Here is a 20,085-nt window from a genome sequence, read left to right as displayed (position 1 = left end):
AAGGTGCTGAATGCCATGAACGAATCGCATCTCTGGGTAGCGGAGCCGCACGCCGCCTATCTGCATTGGCAGACGACGGAGGCGGCCGGCGCGGACCGCCGCCGTTTTTCCCAACGCTCGATCGTGCAGCACAAGGCGATGTTCGACCGGTTCCTGCGCCATCTGCTCACCCGAGGGGTGACACTCGCGACGTTTGGGCCCGAGCACCTTGATTCATTCTTTGACGATGTCGAAAACCGCTGTGCGCCCGGGACGACCACGCGCCTGCGTTACGTCAAGCTGATCGACCGGCTGTGCCGACATCTGGTCGACGTCGGCCTGCGTCACAGCAATCCGGCGGCGACCTTCGCGCTCTCGGCCGCCTGGCCCGAGGACGAGCCTGAACCGCTCTTTCTCGATGCCGACGCGGACACCGCCCTCCAGCGCTATGTCCAACCCGACGCCGGCGACGATGCCCGCCTTTGCCGCAACCGCGCGGTCGTAGCGCTGCTGCTGGGCGCGGGCCTCACTGCGGCCGAACTTCGCGGCGCGCGATGGCGCGACGTTGTCATCGAAGGGATAAGGCCGCAGGTGTCCGTCCCGAAGCGAGGCGCACGCCTCGAGAGGACTGTTGCCCTTCCCGCTTTCTCGACGCCCGCGCTTGCGGCATGGCAACGGCTTCATCCGTCGCCCGACGGCGCACTTGTTTTCCCCGCGCCGCGCACAGATGACAAGCCGATCAACGATGTGCTCCTCGGCGCCATCGTCCGCGACGCATTGGACACGATCGGCTTTGCTGCGCCGGACATGAGCCCGCGCGTGTTGCGCAATACCTTCGCGCGTCGTCAGCTGCTGGCTGGCCGCACCAACGAACAGACGAGCGCAATGCTGGGTCTCGTCAGTCATCGCACCGTTATCCGCATCCGCGACACCATCAGCGCCCAGACGACTTGACTTCGCTTCCCACTCCGTAGGCTGGTCTTGCCGGTTCTTCCGTGCCGGCACAACCTCTGTTCGGAGTGCTACATGCCATACAAGACATCATTCACGGACATGGCCTATCCCGATGAAATGGGCCGGCCATGCGCCCTTCAGTTCCGCATTGCGCTTACCGCAACAACTGAGCGTCTGGCGATTGTCCATCTGCTTGAGACGAAGGCCGAGTACCAGGGGCCGATGGAGTCATCCATCGTCCGGGACCAGATCCTGAATCGCATTCTGGATACTCACCTGCGCGGTGTTCCATTGAACGCCATCCGGCTCGTCGTCGAGAGCGGCGAAGAGTCGTCGCTGTTTCCAATCGATTTCGACGTTGGGGACTACATCAAGCGTGGCAATCCATACGAGGCGACGCATGTTACAACGGGTCGCGGTCTGTTCCGGGAACGTGTTGCCATCAGGTCTGAATCCGTCGTCGCTGGGCATACGCGAGTACACACCAGTCACGCCGAGCCAGTTGCCGTGCCGCGCGATATAGCTAACGCGCTGTGCTAGGCGTGTGACGCGGTCGGCCGGTTCACAAGCCCGAAAGGCGGTGCTATTACGCCGTCTTTCGACGGGGCGTGCACTCGCGCGACCGGTCAGAATGTCCTGGAGTTCGTGTGTCCCGTAACCCGCATCACAGCCCTTCGCTGCCCACATCATTCGAGAGCGCATGAAAACAATCAAGCCGACGAACGAACAGCTCGACACGCTCGAGACGGTCGCCTCCGGCGCTACGGTAAAAGTCAAAGCGTACGCCGGCGCCGGCAAGACCTCGACGCTCGGGATGATCGCCGAACGGTTCAGCACGAAGCGTGGCCAGTACCTCGCCTTCAATAAGGACATTGCGGCGGAAGCCAGGCGGAAGTTTCCGCGCAACGTCATGTGTCAGACGGTCCACTCGGTCGCCTTCCGGGCCACCGACAAGGCGTTGACCGCGCGGCTGAATCTTCCAAAGGAGCCGCCTCACCTTCTCGCTGCCAGGTACGGGCTCGGCCCCGTCCGCGTTCCGACGATTATTGGCAAAAACGTCGAGCTATCCGCCTTCCAGATCGGCCGCCTCGTTGCAGATGGCGCTGCGCGCTTTTGCCGGTCTGCTCAGGACGAGCCAGAAGCGTGGCACATTCCAGTCGACGAGATGGTCACCGAACAGTCGGCCGACGAGTTGCGCGCGATGCTTTTGCCCTTTGTGGTACGACACTGGAACGAGAGCATTGACCCGCAGGGAAAGACCGCCATCACCCCGGACACGTATCTGAAGACGTGGGAGCGGTCGCGGCCGCAGATCGGCGCCGATTTCATCCTGTTCGATGAGGCGCAGGACAGCGACGGTCTGATGCTGTCGGTCCTGCGTCGCCAGCAGCACGCGCAGGTCATCTACGTGGGCGATCCCTATCAGCAGATCTACGAGTGGCGCGGCGCGGTCAACGCGATGGATCTGATCAAGGCCCGGGAGTGCGCGCTCACCGAGTCGTTCCGGTTCGGACCGCACTTTGCCGCGCTTGCGTCCCGGGTTTTAACCTTGCTGGGCGAGCGGGTACCGCTTCGCGGTCAGCCCCACATAACGTCTGCATTCTTCGAGGAGTATGACCCTGCCCGTAGCTTCGACGCCATCCTCTGCCGCAAGAACGTGACCGTCATCGGAACCCTGGCAAACGGCCTGCAAAGCGGGCATAAGGTCGCGGTGCGCGCGAACATTGAAGAGATCCTCGCATTTGCTGACGGCGCGGACCGCCTGATGCGGGGTCAACGCACCTACAGCCCGGCGTCGCTGGCGCTGTTTGAGACGTGGCGCGACGTGCAGGAGTATGCGTCGAGCTACGCCGGGCGCGATCTGTTGCCAATCGTTCAGATCATCGACCGTGAGGGAACCGCCTTCCTGCGCGACATGCTGTCACGCGCGAGCCCCGAAGCGGAGGCCGACTACGTCGTGTCGACTATCCACCGCGCCAAAGGACTTGAATGGAACCGTGTCAAGGTCTGCGGCGATTTCCGCTTCAAGACGGACGATGACGGACGCACTACGCTTACCGACGAGGAGAAGCGCCTGCTGTACGTGGGCCTTACACGCGCCCGTAACGAAATGGACGTATCAGAGCTGCGCAACGATCTGCTTAAAGTTTTGGCTCGTCGGCGGAATCTGTGGGTGGTTTGATGCGATTCATGAGGGACAGAGGAAGCGATAGAGTTTCTTGCAGGTAGCGTCAAAGGCGTTCTGCTCGTGCTCGGAGAGGTGCCTCGAAAGCGGGCCACCGAACTCGTGGATCTCATTGAGAAGCAGTGTGCGGGCATCCATGGCGGCTAAGTCCGGATCGACGTGACGGACTTCGATGAGATGGCCACCAAGCATCCAAAGGTGATCGCGGTGGCGGTGCAACGTTTTGCGGGCATAGCCGTGGGTCAGCAGGTGTTGCAGGAAAGGTGTGAAGACCTTCACGAGCGCCTGTCCGAATGGGATGTCCTCGTCCTCGAAGCGCCATGAGGCAGGCCAGTTCTGCAAGTCCGGGACGTAGCGCTCCAGTGCGTGCGGATCTGAGGTAACAATAGCGTCTTTACTGATTCCCGCGCGCTTGCTAACCATGTTGCTGACCCGCCTGCTCAATGCCTGCCATCATTTTCCCGGCTTCGTCTATGAAAGTGCCCGACTGTGCGAGCAGTCCAAAACCATCGAGATCGACGTGCGGCCACGCAAGGGTTCGAAGCCGATCTGTTCGTGTTGCAACCGGCCTGGCAGCGGCTATGACACGCTCGCATCGCGTAGTTTCGAATTTATTCCGATCTGGGGCTTCGCGGTGATTTTGCTGTACGCCATGCGCCGCGTCGACTGCCGTGAGTGCGGCGTGAAGGTCGAGACGGTGCCGTGGGCCATCGGCAAGCACACGCTGACCAAGGCCTACATGCTGTTTCTCGCGCAGTGGGCACGCAAGCTCTCCTGGAAAGAGACAGCGCAAAGCTTTCGCACCAGTTGGGAGAAGGTTGCCCAGGCGGTGGAGTGGGTGGTCGACTGGGGGCTGGCCCATCGCGAACTCGGCACCATCCGCGCTTTGGGCGTCGATGAAATCCAGTATGGCCGAGGGCACAATTATCTCACGCTGGTCTATCAGATCGAGGCCAGCTGCGTGCGCCTGCTTTGGGTTGGCCAGGAGCGCACGAAGGAAAGCTTCGCAAAGTTCTTCGTCATGATCGGCAAACGGTTGTGCGAGCAGGTCGAGTTCGTCTGCTCGGACATGTGGCGGCCCTACATCGAGATGATCGCACTACATTGCCCCAACGCGCTGAACATCCTCGACCGCTTCCACATCGTTGCCAAAATGAACAAGGCGATCGACGAGGTTCGCGCCGAGGAAGCTCGCCGCATGACCCGCGACGGCTATGAGCCAGTCCTCAAGAAGTCCCGCTGGTGTTTGCTCAAGCGGCCAGAGAACCTTACTGACAATCAGCGACTGCGCCTGCGCGATCTGCTGCACTACAACCTGCGCAGTGTCCGCGCCTATCTTCTCAAGGAGGAGTTCCAGCAGATCTGGGATTACATCTCGCCTGTCTGGGCAGGCAAGTTCCTCGATCAGTGGTGCACCCGGGTCATGCGCTCACGCATCGAACCAATGAAGAAGTTCGCACGCACCGTGCGCGCCCATCGAGAACTGATTCTCAACTACTTTCATGCGCGCAAGCAGTTCTCCAGCGGAATCGTCGAGGGTTTGAACAACAAGGCCAAAGTCACCATGAGAAAAGCGTACGGCTTCCGGACGTTTCGAACGACGGAAATCGCGCTATATCATGCACTTGGCAATTTGCCCGAGCCGCCGACAACCCACACTTTTTACTGACGAACCTAAATTGTCTTGCCTGTCATGTCATCGCTGGCGAACCCCGTCACGCGCGTCGATCGCCACACCCGCTCCGCGCCACGCCAGTCGCGCACCGCCACATGGTCGAGAAACTCCAGCGTCGGCCGGAAAATCTCCATCGCAAGTGTCTGCCCTTTCGTACCCGCCGCAACCTTGCCCGCCCGCGTGAACAGCCCCTTCAAACGGCAATGCTCGCAGCCCGATTCGTCGCGGCATGCCATCGCCGACGTGTCCAGGCCAAACTTCTTCTCAAGCGTCTCAACCTGATGCGCCGTCAACACGTCCCGGGCCGGCACCTTGCAGTGCGGGCAGAGCAACGGAATCAGCTTCTGGTTCGCCACGGCATTGACGAACTTCTCGGACGAGACCTCATCCATCGGCAGCTGGAGCCGCCCGCCGGCGAGGCGCATGAATGCTCCAATGGCGCTGTCCGCATGCAGCGTCGTTCTGACCGGATGCCCCGTTAGCGCAAGCTCGGCCACGAGAGCCGCCATCACACGGTCACGAATCTCGTTCGCGGTCAGGTCGTCCGGGTCCATCCGCATCAACGTCCGGATCACCTCCGCGCCCTTTCGGCTCGCTTCTTCGTCCGTCTCGTCAGGTCGACGCGGAATCGAAATTTCAGAAAGCCACGGATGCGGATATTCCGACGGCTCGCTCACCACGTACTGCTTTCGCAGGTCACGCGACGAGAGCATGAACGACAGCGCACGCAGGAGCGTTGATTTGGCCGACCCCGTCTCACCAGTGAAGATGGACACACCGCCACTCACGTTGCACAGTGAATCCAGAATCTTCAACTGACTCCGGGTCAGGCCCATCTGGTCCGGCATCAGCAGCTTGTAATTGCGGAAGTTGCCGTCAAGCAGACGCAGCGCGACGTCGAAGCCGCCGACGAGCGGCGTGCTCTGCCAACGAATGTTTAGGATGTCCGTATGGACCACGAGCGGGATCATGGCTGACTGCGGGGCGCTCGGCTGGAACGTCTCCCCGGAGTTCGTGTTGCGCGCAACAAGATCCTGGTACGAAGCCGACAGGGCGCGACGCACCAGCGACTTGGACAGTCTGCGATAGGTATACAGGTCACCGTTCACGCGGAAACGCACTTCCACATCATCGTTATAGTCGCGGTACTCGTAATGGATGTCGCCGGCACCATATTCGTGGGCCGCTTCGGTGACATCACGGAACGTTCCGATCGCGCGCGACGTTTCCGGGACAATTGCCGCCGAGCGGTTACGTTCCCGGCCGTAGATCGCGGCGACGACGGCCTCAGCGGCGATCATCTCCTCATGGACCTTGATGTCCGCGCGTTCCAGATCTTTCAGGTAAGTTGGATACAGCGCCGACTCGTGGAACGACTGTGTCGTCACAACGATCGCCATGCCGGCCTGTACTTCCACTGCGACGAACTCACGGCGGGCCGCATCGGTGATATGCAACGTTGCGTCGGTGCCCCGCTCGCTCAGGATGCGCTTGAATGCGAGCGCATCCGCCGACGGCAGTTGAGGCAGTCCAGGAACGAAGTACTCTTCGCCCAGTTCCACCAACTGCTCATGCTCCGGCTTCACTTCGCGGATCGAATCGCCTGACGTGGCTGCCGCTCGGCGGTCGCTCGCTGACGCGCGGCCACTCACTTCCGCAGACACGGATTCTGCAGGCGCGGCCTCGACACCGGTAGCGACAGCATCCGCCGGACGCGCGGCAAACATCGTTGCGCTTTCGCTTAGCTCCTGCTTCTCCACGGTCGGATTCTTTTCGGTCGGCGGATCAGTCTCAGGCTGCGTCTGCGGCTGAGCGTCAGCCGTATGCCGCAGCTCGGTGTCTTCATCAGCATCACCGTGCACATCGACGTCGCTGATGTCGGCCATCCGCAGTCGCATACCCAACGTCATCGGCTGGCCGGGCTTCGCCTCGACCGGTTCGGCCTTGACCTTCGAGCCCTTTTTTCTGAACCGCGGCTCACGTTCATCTGCAGCCGGTCTTTCCGCCCCGGCAATCGGCATGGAGGATGGCGAATCTTCGGAGAAGCCGGCGCGCAAAGCGCGAAGCCGTCCGAAGATGCCGCCTGTGGTCGGTTCGTTCTTTTCGATTCCGGAAAACATACTCATGACTGGTGACCCCGTGTTATCGACCGATTGCGGAAAGAGGCATGTTTGGAGGCAGCGGACCCGAGAGGTCGGGCACACCCCGGGCAGCGACGTTCATCGCCGCCGTCGGCTGGTTGTCCTGCGCAGGCGTGCCGCCGCTGATGGTCTCCGTCCAGGTGCGCGCTCCCTTCCCCGTACCGTCGGCCACAGTCACGACAAATCCATTCACGCTCTTGACGGTCCAGCCGTTGAGCAGTCGGGCGCCCACGTGCGCGGGATATGAAGCGTTGCGATATTCATAGAGCACCGACTGGCCGCCCGCATCGCTGAACGCGCCAACGAATCGGACAGGCTCCGCGCGGGGCCGCGAAGCAGCCGGGTGGCCTACGACGATAGCGGGCGCGCTTGCGGCGGCGGGGACCTGCGCTGCGCCATTGGGCATCCCACCGGACAACTGGACGCCCTGATTGCCAGCAAGTTGGCGCGCAATCGACGAACGCGCGATGCGGTCCACCTGTTCGATCGACAGATGGGTGTCCGTCGCGCCTGACGTCATCGCGACGGGGGTGGGTGCAGAGGCCGCCTGTGCCGCAGCCTGAGCGGGCGCGGCGGTCGACGAGGCAGCTCCAGTAGAGGTCGACGCTTCCGCGCCCATGTCGAGGTCTGCTGACGGGACGCGTGCACTGGCCTGTTGCGCCGTGCCCTTCTGTGCCCGCGGTGTTGCCGCTTTCGGCTCCGCGTGCGCAGCGCCTGTGGCGATCATGAAGACGCAGGCCAGCGCGCGCATGCTCTTAGTTGAGAACATAGTATTTGCCTTTCGCTGTGAAATAGATGCCGTTCTGAACCGGTGTGCCACCGACCTGGGTGGTGCTTACGCCAGGGTCCCCCAGCTTGAGCTCCACAGTCATCGTGTCCAGAGTCATGTTCGAAGGGAGCCTCGCCAGTAACGGCGATTGCCACCGGTAGCCATTGATCGTCCACTCACCTACAAGAATCATCTGCGCTGGACGTGACTCGCTTGTCCCCATCGGAACAGCGAGAAGCGGTTTTGCTGGCTGAATATCCACCTTGTAGCCGTAGCTATCGAGCTCGAACGGCTTTGCCGACAGCTTCTGCGGTGGCGTCTGGAGGACGTCGATCAGGCCCTGCTGTGTCGGCCACGCCTTCTGCTCGCGTTCCGTCACCGGCATGACAGAAGGAACCTGTGGCCCGCGCGCGCCAGCATGCAGACCATCGGCATCAAAGTGCAAAGGCCGCATGGACTCGGGCGCAATCTGACGCAGATCGTCAAAGCTGCCGCCGTAGCGGCGCAGCGTCTCGGCGCAATAGCCTTGCGTGCCGCACACCGCTTTCTCGAACACGAATCCCGCGACAACGGTTTCGCTGTCGCCCAGCTTCTCAAGCAGTGCAGGGGCCAGAAGATTGGCGCGCGGCATCTTCGCGGCAAACGTCTGGCGCACAAGCGAGGCGTACTTTTCCTCGAATGTCGGCTCACGTGGGGCAGCGGGTGCAGGCGGGCTGAGCATGTCGGAAAGTTGCATGCCGCCCAGAACGACTGCCGCGACGATAACCATTATTGGCACGACCGACGGGATGCTGGCCGGCACCTTCGCGACGCGCGCCGTCTTTCGCGCATCGAGCAACGATGCAGCGCCAAAGTTCTCGTCGACTTCGCCCACTGCGGCGCCGGAACCGAGTGTGGTCAGCGACAGGTTGAGCTTCAGACATTCCTGCTCAACCGCGAGCCGCCTTTCACGCGCCTGGGGTACCGTCAGCACATCATCGCTGCGCACCACACCCCGTACTATGAACACAACGTGCACGCGCTGATCGTCCTGCAAGAGCACGAGCACCGCCGCTTTTCCCTTTACGCGCTCGTTCTGCGCGATGCGCGCCGCGCCCGAATAAAGCTTCGCAGCCCTGAATTCCGCCATCTCGGGTGCGCAGAAGCCACCGATGACGTCCTTGCCGATCCTGTATTCGACATAATGGGTCGCGCCAAAATCGTCGGCGTAACGACGGCGCTCCGCCCGCATCTGCTTCGACGGGTACGCGCGCCATTCGAGCCCGAAGACGAGACGCGCGTTCTTCTCGCGCGGCAGCGGATCGGTAATGTGCATAGCCGTGCTCACATCGACGGGACGACAGAAGCCGTCAGCATGATCACCTGGAAAGTCTTTGCCTTGTTCCAGAGTCCGGTGATGCCGGCGATACCGCCGTTGGTCGTGCTGTCAGCGTGATCGGTCATCTCGCCGTACAGTACAACGGTCTGGCCGTCAGACAGCGCGACGATCTGGTCGTCCTTGCTGCCGACCGTATGTGCGAGCTGGATCGTCTGCTGCGTCTGCCCGGAGCCGACCGACTTCTCGGTAAAGGGACCGTTCAGCTTCGAACTGTCGCTCCAGTACGCGAGCACGATCTGGTTATGATCGTTCACCGACGGCAGGATGTTGACGAAGTCGCCGGTCGTCACGGTGCCCGGATTCAGACCGGGTACACCACCTGACGTTGCCGTGAGGCTGCCGGCCGAGGAAGTCGTCGATCTCAGGTAGTCGTCGCTCTGGAACGAAGCGATCGACACCGGCAGGCCATTGAGCGTGAGCTTGGTCTGCGTGTTGTCCTGCACCGTGCGGCCGTACTGGTTCAGCGCATTGATGACCGCATTCGTCCCGGAAAAAGGCGCGTTCGGGCGCAACACGGACATGCCGAGCGTACCGCCACCGGACGACAGCGATGTCGGCGACACAAAGCTGATCGCGTACTTCGCAAGACCGCCCTGGATCGCGTTGAAAACGACGTCGGCATTGGCGCCCGCCTGGCTGCCGCGGTTCAACGCAATCTGCAGCGTGCGCACGCGGATTGCCACCTGACGCGTCGAAACGGCGTTTTCCTGCGCGAGCAGCTTGCCCATCGCATCGGCGGCCTCGCGTGTGTCGTGCACCATGACCAGACGGCTCTGGGGATTGACGTTGACCCGGCCCATCGGCGAGCGCAGCTTGTTCAGTGCATCCGTAATCGACTGGATCTGGTCAAACTCACCCTGGCGGCCAGTCGAAGTCAGAGCGGAGAAAGACCCTGTATCGCCGCTTCCGCCACCACTGCTGCCGTTCGCCTGATTGCCCGTGGACGTTTCCATACCCTTGGACATCGTGGACTTGATGGAGACTTTGCCCGGGATGGCTGCGATCTGATACATGCGGGTCACAAAGCGCGTGATGTTGATCGTCGAACCATCGAAAGACCAGTCGAGCCCGAGATCCTCCGTCATACGCGTCAGGTACTCGCCCGCAAAACCGTCGAAGACCTGCGCATAGATCGGCTTTTCATAACCGCTGCCACCGGCGGCGCCCAACGTCGATGACGCGCCCTCACGGGGTACCAGCGAACTACGCGGCACGAAGACGTCAGGGCTCAGATGAACGGCATAGCCTGTCGCGCCAGAGACCAGGTTCGCGATCTGGTTGATATCGAGGTTCGCCGGCATTGTGATGCGCTTTTCGCGAAACGTCGCAGGCAGCGTTGCCTCATAGGCGACCGGCACGAGGCGATCGCCGAGGAACGCTGTCGGTACATCTTCAACGAGCGCCATTGAGCCCGGCACATTATTCATGGCAGCACTCGCGGTGCTATTGGCCGAGTCGTAGGCCGAATTCACATCGCCTTGCGTGACGGCGCAGCCGGCGATGACGAGCAGGCACGCAGCAGCAATTGAAGTCCTGAGGATCTGGGCGTGACGCATCGTTACTCCTGGCAGTTGGCCGCGCGTGCCACGACGCGGATGACGTTGTTCGAAGGATGACGGCAGACGCGGGTTGGCACGCGCATGTGATTGGTCGCTTTCATGACCTGAACGAGGACGGACGTGAAGTCGCCCGTGAACGTCGCGTTGAACTCGAGCGGCAGGTCATCGTCGACCTTCCACGCGAGTTGCCAGCCCTGGGTCTGCAACCAGCGGTCGAGTGCGTTGCGCAGATTGCGGTCCGACGGCGACACCGAGAACGTAAGTACGCCGCCAGGCGCCGCGGCCGCTACCGTAGTTGTAGTGGTTGTCGCTGGCAGAACAACCGGAGCCACGGCCATCGAAACGGGCGCGGTGGACGGTGGCAACACCGGACCACTCACAGCCGCTGCGGAAACCTCACCGGGCACGTTGCCGGCCGGCGCACCTGAAAGGACCTGCCAGCCGTCGCCTGCCGGCGCGGCGATGCGCGACGGGCTCGGATCGGTCGCTGCGCGCGTCCATGCGGGCCCGGCGATGAGCAGGATTACGGCGAGAACACGCGCCACCACGCGCGCCCGCCCGTTACGTTCGATGGTCACATTCATTGTTGTTGCCCCAGCCGCTGCAGGCGGCGATAAATGGCGTTTGCGTAAATCAGCTGCTTCTGCGTCGAGACCGCGTTATAGGCGCCGACGGCCTTCCATGTCGGCCCAAACTGCCGGATATTCGATGCGAGAATCCACGCGCCGACGTAGCCGTTCACACACGGGTTGAAAAGGTCTTGACGACGGATTCCATACCGCGCGAGTCGCGGCAGCCACGACGAATTGATCTGCATCAGACCGATGTCTTCAGTACCGTTGCTGTTCACGTTCACAGCGTTCGCACGCATCCCGGATTCGTGTTGCGCAATCGCATGGACAAGCTGCGTACTCACGTGCTGGAACGCCGCAGCGTCATCAAGGCAGTCCGCGTGCGCGAGCGGCCCGCAAAGTGCAGGTACCGTAGCGATGAGAACCGGAATCACGCGCCTCATGATTTCGCGGCTCCAGATGCCGCCGACGCCGTCGTCGGTGCGCCCGTTGCAGGACGCTCGAAATACTTCACGTCGTGACGCCGCGTAACATTCACAGTTGCGCCATCGGCTGTCACGATGAACTGGTCCGCCGTGCCGTTGAACATGTAGTAGCGGCCCTTCTGCTCGCCGAAGCCCAGGTGTTTCACGTCGCTCACATGGACCTGCACGACAGAGTCTGCGAACTTGAAGAACGTCTGGCCGTCGCGGTCGAACACCGCCTCCAGATGCGCGGCGCTGCCCGCGTCGAAGTCGTACACCGTGCCTGCCGAGCGGCCCACCTCAACCGTGCGCGTTCCGTCCGAAACCAGCATGCGTTCCGCACGCTCGACTGTCATGACCGCGGTTTCGCTATCCCACTTCGGGTGTAGCGACCGACCGTCCAGCGTCCTGAACGTCAGCTCGGTTGCGGGCTTTGCCGCGAAACGGATCTGCGTATGTGTGTCGTCGCCATCGCGGATCGCCTGGGCGCCGAAGTACTGCGCGAGTAGGGACGCCTGCGGCGTACCAGCGGCGGAGCCGCCTGCTGCGCCCTCTTTCATTGCGACCGTCTGCACGATCGCATCGGCCGGTGACTTCTGGCCAGCAGCGTAGTTCAGCGCGCCAGACTTGGGCGCGTCGCGATGCACCCTGATATGACGTGACGTGAAATCCACATCAGCGTATAGACCGCTTTGCGTCATCAGGCGATCAAGCGCCTGCATCCAGTTCTCGCCCGCGCGGGTGGCGAAGCCGGTGTTTTCAGTCAGGTCCACATCCTTTTGGGCGGACCCCGTCCAGCCTTGGGGGACGAGCGCCTTCACGACGGCGGCCACCGGCATTGAACCGCTCAGTACACGAACAGGCTCGAGCGACCCGTGGGCGCCGACCAGCACCAGTCGATTCGTGAAGCCGTCGAACGCTGCCGGCTGGTCGTCGCGCAACGACGCGAGCGGACCGCGCGCGCCGGCTCCGATGAAGGCATTGGCCCTCGTCCAGCGCGCACTGGCCGAGCGACCGGCCACCGTGTAGGTGATCGTCTCGGGCGTGCCGTCGACAACAACGTAAGGCCCTTCCTGATGACCGCCAGCGGCTGTGATGACCTGACCCGCGCGGGGCTGGATGTATGTTTTGGAGCCGTCATTAAAAATGAGCGCCGGGCGCTCGGCGATCCCACCCGCGATCTCATAATCGAAGTCGAATGGGTCGGTGTTCGCGGCATGCGCCGCCATCGCCACGAAGAGCATGGCGCACGCGACGGCGATGCGGGAAACGGTGTGCTTCATAGTCCGGCCTGGATCTGGTTGAGGTGTCGAGCAAAGCGCGCGAGATACGCCTGGCCCGGGACCGGATTGGCGCTGTGGTAATAGGCGATCGCCTTTGCAACCGAATGGGTCTTGCTGTAGTTCTCGTTGAGTATCTCTTCAGCGACGCGGATGCTTGTGGCCGGTGCAAGAGCATCCCAGGGCGACGCAAACCGGCGGGCGTGGTACCCCCAATTGATCTGCATGATGCCGACATCGAAGTCGCTGCGACCACGCGCGATCAGTGACCGCACAACGCGATAGGCGTCCTCGCGCGACCTGAAGAAGTAGCCTTGTCCAGCGATATTCAGCGTCCAGGGCCACGCGTGCCCATTGAGCCCTGACTCGTTCAGCGCAATGCCCGCCAGGACCTTCGGATCGACGCTGCTATGCATGAGCTCGAACGGCGTAACCGCGCTCGCGCACGCCCAGCCTCCCCGTCTCTCTGTGATAGCTGCCTGTGCTTCGTCGTCAAGCATCGGCGGCTGGAGCCAGCCCTTACTGACGAGCAGCCCGGCCAGCGCAACATCGCGCTCATCCACAGCCACGGTGATCCCGCTCTCGGGGTTGCTGCCTACCGGTTGGCCGACCAGATGCGCGGCCCACGATCCAAAGGCGGAAAGCCCGCAATAGAACACAGGTTTTCCATCGATCTTTGCGATCGTGCGCGCGGTGCCTTGCGCGAGCACGACGCTTGTCGGACTGATGACCTCTTCAATCGTCGCGGCATGCGCCACCGGCACAAACACTGCGACCAGCAAGGCGGGAAGAAATCGCTTACTGATCACGGTACGGCTCCATGTAAATGTCGCGATTCACTTTCAACATGAAGCGACGCTCGCCCGGTCCGTCCGTGATAGTCGGCGGGATGTTCTTGTACCGGTCGAGCACGGACTGGGCGGTAGTCGCCGCGACCTGCCCGCCCGTACTCCCTACCTGCGTGACACCTAGCGGTCCGGTCGTTGTCGAGGTGTCGCCACCGTCGAACTTTCGAAGCAGAATGGCAACGAGAAAAGATGTGCCGAAGATTTTCAGGAAGTGGTTGTTGACGTCACCCGAGAACCCGGCCGTCCCATCGGCATCAGCGCCCTGTGCACCGAACAACGGTACGTGTTTGCCGTTCGGCAGACGCATCTCGGTTGCTGCAACGAGAATGCTTTCCTGACCGGGTTGAATGTCCGAACTGTAGGGCGCGGTGATCATGCTGCCCTTCGGAATCATCAGGCAGTCGCCGCGGATGCTGTCGTACACGTCCTTTTCGACAACCAGCGCCGCAGTGCCGGGCCTGTCTGAATTCAGGCCTTCGATCGACAACACCGGAATGTGATGCGGGGGCGACAGGACGCAGCCGCGCGCCTGCCCGACAAAACCCGTCCGAGCGAAGTCCTGGCCATTCCCGGACTGATTCGCGACGTTCCTGATGAAGGCGCCATCGTGATCCTGGCTTGAATAGGGCCGCGGCCCCTGCTGTCCGCCGACGCCGGCAGCCGACAAGGCGGCGGCCACGCGGTCACCCACCGAAGCGCCTGCTGCCTGCTGTGCGGCGGCCTGTTGCGCGGCAACCTGCGCGGGCGTGAGAATGCCCGGGATTTGCCCTGCCTGCTGCGGGGCGGTGTCCTTCACCTTCAGGCCAGCGCGAAAGATCGGCGAAGCGAAAACTGCGTCCGAATCTGCCTGTGACTTGATCTGCTGCGTGTGCTGGTCCCCAAGAAAATTATCGGCGTTCAACGCAGGCGTCGAGCTAGCCCCCGCTGCCGACTGGGCGCCCGGCGCGGCCGCCGCACGCGCTTCCGACGCTGCCTGACGCCGAGCCGCTGCCATCTGGTCGTCGATGGTCTTGTTCAGGTCCTGGGTATTGTTCGACTTGTCGACAACCTCCGCCTGCTTCGCCTTCTTCTGGAGCTTCGCCTCTTCTTCAGCCTTGTTGCCTTCCTTGACCTGATAGTAAAAGCCCAGCGCGCCAATAATGACGGCGACGACCACGCCTGCGCTGATCAGCACATTGCGGGGCGACTTGCCTTTGACGATCGTCGCCCGGTCGCTGTCAGGTTGTCCGTTTTGCATAGCCATAGTTCGATTCAGAATCCGAACAGGCCCGGACGCCGGCGCCTGATAGTCACTTCCTCATTCGGCGCACGCAAGACGATTTCCTTCGCCATCTCCTGGATGACGATGTACTGCCCCCGGCGAATGAAGTTCGGGCTGACAACATCACCGTGATCCTTCACGATCGGGACGGCGAACGGAGCGTCGGCCGGCAGGCGCAACCAGACGGACTTGCCATCGTCGAACACTGTCTCAGGCCGGAATGACGCAGAGCCGGAAACCGTGTAGTCGAAATTCAGCTTGTCCGGCGACACGCCAATGGGACCCGAGTCGTTCGCTGAATTCTGGCCGTCGCGAGATTCGTAGCCCGCCTCTTCCCGCGCACGCACCTTTGCCATCAACGAGCCGGGGTAGTTAAAGCGCACGGTTTGATAGAACAGTCCGCCCATCGGAGAAGAGACGAGCGTCATGTCGTATTCGCGCAGGTTCGTCGTCAGATGCAACGTGTTGACCAGCCCGGGCTTGATCGGCTTTACGAACACATGGTTGGCTCCGTCGGTGTCCACGATCCATTGCACCGAGTCGCCCATCGCCGGGTCCGTGGTCAGCCGCTCGCCGGGCGCGAGCTCGATTGTTGTGTTCTTCAACGGTGCGGTCATGATCCGGTAGATCTGGTCGCGGCTGTACGGAAACACCGCCATACGCGCGTCGCCAGGCATCGTGACGGGATCGGTGCCAGCGTTGTAGGGATTAACCGGGCTCATTGGATCGCTCATGGCGTTCGCAATATCGAATGACGCGCCCGACGGCGCGTCGCCCTTTCTCGCGGCACTAGCCGGCTGGCACATCGCGCCAACGCACAGCGCGGCGGCCATCACCGATGCAAACGTTCGGGTCGCATTCATCATTGGGTCTTCTGCATGGAAAACAACGGATAGAAGAGCCCGAACGGATTGCGGCCGAGCGCGTCTTCGGCTGTGGGAGGGACAATCTGATAGCGGAAAGTCAGCGCGTATTTCTGGACGACCGGCTTGTCGGTCGGTGACTGGGTGGTGCTGGTTGTGAACTCAACGACAGCCGTCGAGTCTTCGAGCAATGCGACGTTGAAGACGCGCGGCTCGCGCACGAGCTTCGGATTGAGCGTAATGGCCTGGAACGGCGCGTCGGCCTTGATCCAGTCAGCGAACTGGTTGCGTGCGTTGCCGACCATCATCGCCTTGACGGCGTTGATGTTGCGCGCCATCCGCGAAGCCTGGAGGTCGTCTGTGAGCACCGGCTCGATCGTGAACCAGCTCTCTACCGTTTCTTTCAGAGCGGTGCGAATCGCCTGATCGTCTGGCTTGTAGGCTGTCAACTGTCTGACGACGGCATGGCCGTTAGCGTCGGACGAGACGCCGTAAGCCTTGACCACCGACGGCGGTGGATTTCGCGTGTACACCGCCCCACCGGCAACGAACGCCAGGAAGAAGGCGAAAAGCTTCCAGTGATTCGCTTCCGTGCGCAGGCGCGCGCCCATATCGAAGATGAGCCCTTCCGGGTCCTCTTCCGAATAACCACCCGGCGCTGTAGAGAGCGCTACCTGTTTTTTGCTGCGGAATAAACGCATGACGATCGGTCCATTTGTGCCGACTCAATTGAATCAGCGCCAGCAGGAAGCCAGTCATGCAAAAGAGGTGTGATTTGCAGCCGCATTAGAGACGTGGCCGACGTCGTGCGGTTGGGGCGAGCCGGCTCACGGTCTTAACCCGGAATGGTCGTAAAAAAGTGGAGCTTTCCGGGCGGTGGCGCCTTCTTAGACCCCGTAAAGTGGAGCAGCTTCCGTCGCCGAGCCCGTCCCATAAATCCCAAGGTAACGATGGGCATCTGATCCCCAACGCGGCGCGCGCAACCGTATGATTTTTATAGTTTCCCTTGGAGGAAGGACAGGTCCCACAGGGGGCAGCAGCCTGCAGAGACCGTGAGCCGGCTCACGGTCCCTTTTCCAAATACGCAATAATTGCGTCGATACAGCGCAGTCTGGACGATGATCGTTACGCATATCGGGCATATGCGCGAGGCTGTCTCCTTGCTGTGAGGCGCACACGCCACTACCAGCTTTAATAATTGGCGCTAGGATTTTTCCCCCGGACCCGAAAAAATCCTTGCACGACCACGGACTCGCGTCCACAATCTAGCCCAACTTCATAAATGCTAACGAGGTCCGCCTTGTCGACTAAGCCATTCAAGGTGCAAGCCGCAGCCCAACTTCTCGCCACCACAAGCGACACTGTTCGCAGGATGGTTGACGAGTCGGGCATCGAGGTGGCTCGGCAGGAAGCGGGACCAAAGACGCGGCTGTTTTCCATCGAAAACATTTTCGAGTTAGCGCGTTACCGTGCTAATCGGCGGAGCAAGTCCGCCAAGAAAAAACAAGTCGTCGCCACTGTTTACGCGCCGAAGGGTGGAGTGGGCAAAACCACGCTTGCTAGCAACTTCGGGACTATATTCGCGCTAAAGGGCTTACGAACACTCGTCATCGATCTTGATTTCCAAGCGAACCTTACCCTGAGCTTCGGCTACGATTCGGAGTTGACGCGAGAAGAAGCGTTAGAGCAGGGAATCAGTCAATCGAAAATCGTTGAGTATCACTTCGGCAACCTCATTCCAGGTTATCCGTCGTCTTCGGGCCGGATAACGCTGCAAGAAGCGATCAAAAAGCCATACGGCGAGTATGGTCCGCATATCGTTCCCGCCGACCTGAACCTCGATCGGCTCGACACCATGCTGACCTACGAAACGCTTGAAGGTCGCAACGCGGACCTGATTTTGGCACGTTTGATTAAGGACGGCTTGTCGAAGAAAGACCAACATTTTGACGTGTCAGAGTACGACATCATTCTCTTCGACGCGGCTCCAGCGAAAAACCGGATTACTCGTGGTGCGCTGTTAGCGTCGGACTACGTCATTTCGCCTGTGTCGATGGAAAAATTCTCGACAAAGGCGCTGTCGTATTTGTCGAGCGTCCTGACAGAGATGCACGACCAGTTCGATAGAAGCCCTGAGCTAATTATTGTCGGGAATTTCTTCGATCCGAACCGGGTGCGAGTCATGACGCAGTTAATGACTATTACGCAAACGTATCGCGATGCGTGGCTCGAGAGTTCTATCCGCCGAAGCGAGGATTTTCCTAAGGCCCTAACTGGTGAATCTGACCTTCCGCTGGTTCTATCAAAGCCGAGCAGTCAAGCTGCTGCAGAACTGCGCGACAGCGCTGATGCACTTCTAAATCGGATGGGGCTGATCGATGGGTAAGAGCACCAACGACGCCGACTTCGTCGCCCAACTTCGAAGCCAAGGTACGCAACGCCGCGACGGTGGCGCGGGAATGATCTTGCATACGCCGCCGACGGGCGCGAGCAAGTCACTCGACGAGTTAATTGACACCGACAAAAGTGAGTCACGCGGCTCGCCCAATGAGCGCAGAGCATCCGCGCAGCACGATGAGTCGCGGGCGCCTGACGACTCCTTAGGACGCCTGGTATCCATCGATCTCCTGGATACGCACCCTTGGAATGCCCGGGTACACCGCTCCGCTGAGCGCGTGCGCGAGATCGCCAGCCAGATAGCTGCAACGCGGCAATTGGTGCCAATCACGATTACGAAAAACCCCGATAAGCCGGGCCATTATTTCGTGATCGACGGAGAGACACGTTTCCGCGGTCTGAAGCTGCTCAACCGAAGAGAAGCGTGGACGCTTGAGCTAGACATCGATCCGAAGGATCCCCTTGCTTTCTATACTGCATCCTTCAAGCAGACGGACGCGACCGAGGCTATCTCCCCTATCGATAAGGGCATCAAGTGGGGAACGCTTATCGAAGAGGGCCACGCAACGGCTGCGGCAATCGCGGAGCAACTAGAGCTTGCACCGTCAACCGTCTCCCGGATGGTAGCGTATAAGAAGTTCCCGCCCGCTATCCTGGACTTCATGCACTCGCACGCGGACCGGTTTCCGTATTCGGTGGCGGCCGTACTTGCGCAGCTCGTCGACCGCGGTATGCCCGAAGAAGCGATACTGGCCAAATGCCAAGAAGTCGTGGATTCACAGCACGGCAGGCGGGCGATCGAAGCGATCGTTAAAGAAGCGAAATCCGATACAGAACGAAAGCAGAGGAAGTCGGCATTAGTCGCCATCCCCATCAAGGCCGGCGCCACCCAAGTCGGTTCGTTCCGAACCTACGAGAACGGTGCGTTGGAGTTCAAGCTTTCGACCGCCGCCACCCTCTCCAGCGAGAACTACAAGGTCCTCTCGGACGTATTTGAAGTTGTTTCCGGTCTGATTAGCGAAGGTCCCGACGACTTGTTGGCGGCGCTGGAACAGAGACTCGCTAAGATAAGGGGCGGAAACTGATATGACCCTTTTTCTGGAAGATGTGAGGGGAAATGCAATCGCGATGAATTCCGCGACGCTTCCCATTCCATTCTGCCAAAGCGACCGGTTCCGGACGTTGGGTCAAGGCTGTATTTCACCGGTGCAAATTGTTGTATGGGCTTGCTCGGGCTTTTTGCCGAAGCCAGTTTGTACCGGCCCCCACGTGGCAGCGGTACAACGTCATAACCTCCACGCACGCATTGCACCGGTGCAAGCCCGATACGCGGCCTCCGGTGTTGCACCGGTGCAAGCTCAATTCCCGGCGTCCGATGTTGCACCGGTACAAGCTCAATTCCCGGCGTCCGATGTTGCACCGGTGCACGGTCTCCGCGGGACTCTTGCGTTGCAGCGAGATGCCAGGACGCTGCAAACCGATCGAACAGGAGATAGGCGACCGCTGCCAAGCGGCGCGATGCAAAAGAAAAGGGCCCATCACTGGGCCCTTTTCTTTTGTACACCATCGAAGGCGGAGGACGCTATGAAGACATAGAAGGAGCATCCCAAAAAACAAAAGCCAAGAATTGGCGTTCTTGGCTTTTGCAGAGTTGCGGCACTTGGTACTTCCTAAAAGGGTTGGCGCCCTTTCGAACCTCAACATCAACATATGAGAGTCTAGGAAGAGTCCGGGGCGCTGTCAACGCTTTCCCAGAAAAT

The 20,085-nt window shown here is 60.9% G+C and carries 18 protein-coding genes; 6 read left to right on the top strand and 12 right to left on the bottom strand.

What is annotated here, in order from left to right; genetic code table 11:
• Positions 1–15: 15 nt before the first annotated feature.
• The 3 genes from CJU94_RS39455 (at position 16) to CJU94_RS39445 (ending at position 3,115) form a co-directional block, all read left to right on the top strand.
• A complete protein-coding gene (locus CJU94_RS39455) occupies positions 16–933 on the top strand; it encodes a tyrosine-type recombinase/integrase (RefSeq protein WP_095423903.1) in 918 nt (305 codons plus the stop codon).
• 72 nt (positions 934–1,005) lie between these two features.
• On the top strand, positions 1,006–1,473 hold the full coding sequence (locus CJU94_RS39450; RefSeq protein ID WP_095423902.1) for a hypothetical protein: 468 nt from the start codon (positions 1,006–1,008) through the stop codon (positions 1,471–1,473).
• 160 nt (positions 1,474–1,633) lie between these two features.
• Positions 1,634–3,115 carry a 3'-5' exonuclease gene (locus CJU94_RS39445; protein ID WP_095423901.1) on the top strand — a complete coding sequence of 494 codons (1,482 nt, stop codon included), beginning with the start codon at positions 1,634–1,636 and terminating at the stop codon, positions 3,113–3,115.
• Positions 3,116–3,121: 6 nt separating this feature from the next.
• Here the strand turns inward: CJU94_RS39445 and CJU94_RS39440 are convergent, their stop codons facing one another.
• The gene (locus CJU94_RS39440) at positions 3,122–3,541 is read right to left on the bottom strand and encodes a hypothetical protein (RefSeq protein WP_095417045.1); all 420 of its coding nucleotides are present in this window, start codon (positions 3,539–3,541) and stop codon (positions 3,122–3,124) included.
• Here CJU94_RS39440 and CJU94_RS39435 point away from each other — a divergent pair.
• Entirely contained in the window at positions 3,540–4,787 is a 1,248-nt protein-coding gene (locus tag CJU94_RS39435; RefSeq protein ID WP_095417046.1) for an ISL3 family transposase, read from the top strand. The two genes, CJU94_RS39440 and CJU94_RS39435, sit on opposite strands and share 2 nt — an antisense overlap.
• A 5-nt stretch (positions 4,788–4,792) precedes the next feature.
• Here CJU94_RS39435 and CJU94_RS39430 read toward each other — a convergent pair whose 3' ends face one another.
• Genes CJU94_RS39430 through CJU94_RS39380 form a run of 11 tightly spaced genes read right to left on the bottom strand, consistent with a single transcriptional unit; the run spans position 4,793 to position 16,629 of the window.
• On the bottom strand, positions 4,793–6,919 hold the full coding sequence (locus CJU94_RS39430) for an ATPase, T2SS/T4P/T4SS family (RefSeq protein WP_095423900.1): 2,127 nt from the start codon (positions 6,917–6,919) through the stop codon (positions 4,793–4,795).
• Positions 6,920–6,935: 16 nt separating this feature from the next.
• A complete protein-coding gene (locus CJU94_RS39425) occupies positions 6,936–7,703 on the bottom strand; it encodes a hypothetical protein (RefSeq protein ID WP_095423899.1) in 768 nt (255 codons plus the stop codon).
• Positions 7,690–9,018, bottom strand: coding sequence for a hypothetical protein (locus CJU94_RS39420; protein WP_095423898.1), 1,329 nt, complete (start codon positions 9,016–9,018; stop codon positions 7,690–7,692). The genes CJU94_RS39425 and CJU94_RS39420 overlap by 14 nt, the downstream gene beginning before the upstream one ends.
• A gap of 8 nt (positions 9,019–9,026) precedes the next feature.
• Positions 9,027–10,637 carry a type II secretory pathway protein gene (locus CJU94_RS39415; RefSeq protein ID WP_095423897.1) on the bottom strand — a complete coding sequence of 537 codons (1,611 nt, stop codon included), beginning with the start codon at positions 10,635–10,637 and terminating at the stop codon, positions 9,027–9,029.
• Positions 10,638–10,639: 2 nt separating this feature from the next.
• On the bottom strand, positions 10,640–11,224 hold the full coding sequence (locus CJU94_RS39410) for a TcpQ domain-containing protein (RefSeq protein WP_095423896.1): 585 nt from the start codon (positions 11,222–11,224) through the stop codon (positions 10,640–10,642).
• Entirely contained in the window at positions 11,221–11,655 is a 435-nt protein-coding gene (locus CJU94_RS39405) for a lytic transglycosylase domain-containing protein (protein ID WP_095423895.1), read from the bottom strand. The genes CJU94_RS39410 and CJU94_RS39405 overlap by 4 nt, the downstream gene beginning before the upstream one ends.
• Positions 11,652–12,959 carry a TrbG/VirB9 family P-type conjugative transfer protein gene (locus tag CJU94_RS39400; RefSeq protein WP_095423894.1) on the bottom strand — a complete coding sequence of 436 codons (1,308 nt, stop codon included), beginning with the start codon at positions 12,957–12,959 and terminating at the stop codon, positions 11,652–11,654. Before CJU94_RS39400 ends, CJU94_RS39405 begins: the two co-directional genes overlap by 4 nt.
• On the bottom strand, positions 12,956–13,762 hold the full coding sequence (locus CJU94_RS39395) for a transglycosylase SLT domain-containing protein (RefSeq protein WP_095423930.1): 807 nt from the start codon (positions 13,760–13,762) through the stop codon (positions 12,956–12,958). Before CJU94_RS39395 ends, CJU94_RS39400 begins: the two co-directional genes overlap by 4 nt.
• Entirely contained in the window at positions 13,755–15,047 is a 1,293-nt protein-coding gene (locus CJU94_RS39390; protein ID WP_095423893.1) for a TraB/TrbI/VirB10 family type IV secretion system protein, read from the bottom strand. The genes CJU94_RS39395 and CJU94_RS39390 overlap by 8 nt, the downstream gene beginning before the upstream one ends.
• An 8-nt stretch (positions 15,048–15,055) precedes the next feature.
• Positions 15,056–15,931, bottom strand: a complete 876-nt coding sequence (locus tag CJU94_RS39385) for a TrbG/VirB9 family P-type conjugative transfer protein (protein ID WP_095423892.1) — start codon at positions 15,929–15,931, stop codon at positions 15,056–15,058.
• The gene (locus CJU94_RS39380) at positions 15,928–16,629 is read right to left on the bottom strand and encodes a VirB8 family type IV secretion system protein (protein WP_095423891.1); all 702 of its coding nucleotides are present in this window, start codon (positions 16,627–16,629) and stop codon (positions 15,928–15,930) included. The genes CJU94_RS39385 and CJU94_RS39380 overlap by 4 nt, the downstream gene beginning before the upstream one ends.
• Positions 16,630–17,228: 599 nt before the next feature.
• On the opposite strand from CJU94_RS39380, the gene CJU94_RS39375 reads away from it, so the two are divergent.
• Positions 17,229–18,314: a ParA family protein gene (locus CJU94_RS39375; RefSeq protein ID WP_157763916.1), complete on the top strand. Its 1,086-nt coding sequence runs from the start codon at positions 17,229–17,231 to the stop codon at positions 18,312–18,314.
• The gene (locus CJU94_RS39370) at positions 18,307–19,410 is read left to right on the top strand and encodes a ParB/RepB/Spo0J family partition protein (protein WP_095423889.1); all 1,104 of its coding nucleotides are present in this window, start codon (positions 18,307–18,309) and stop codon (positions 19,408–19,410) included. The genes CJU94_RS39375 and CJU94_RS39370 overlap by 8 nt, the downstream gene beginning before the upstream one ends.
• Positions 19,411–20,085 lie beyond the last annotated feature (675 nt).

Source organism: Paraburkholderia aromaticivorans, assembly GCF_002278075.1.
Taxonomy (GTDB): Bacteria; Pseudomonadota; Gammaproteobacteria; order Burkholderiales; family Burkholderiaceae; genus Paraburkholderia; species Paraburkholderia aromaticivorans.
The sequence above is the reverse complement of the archived record's forward strand: the minus strand, read 5'-3'. Positions and strand labels throughout refer to the sequence as shown.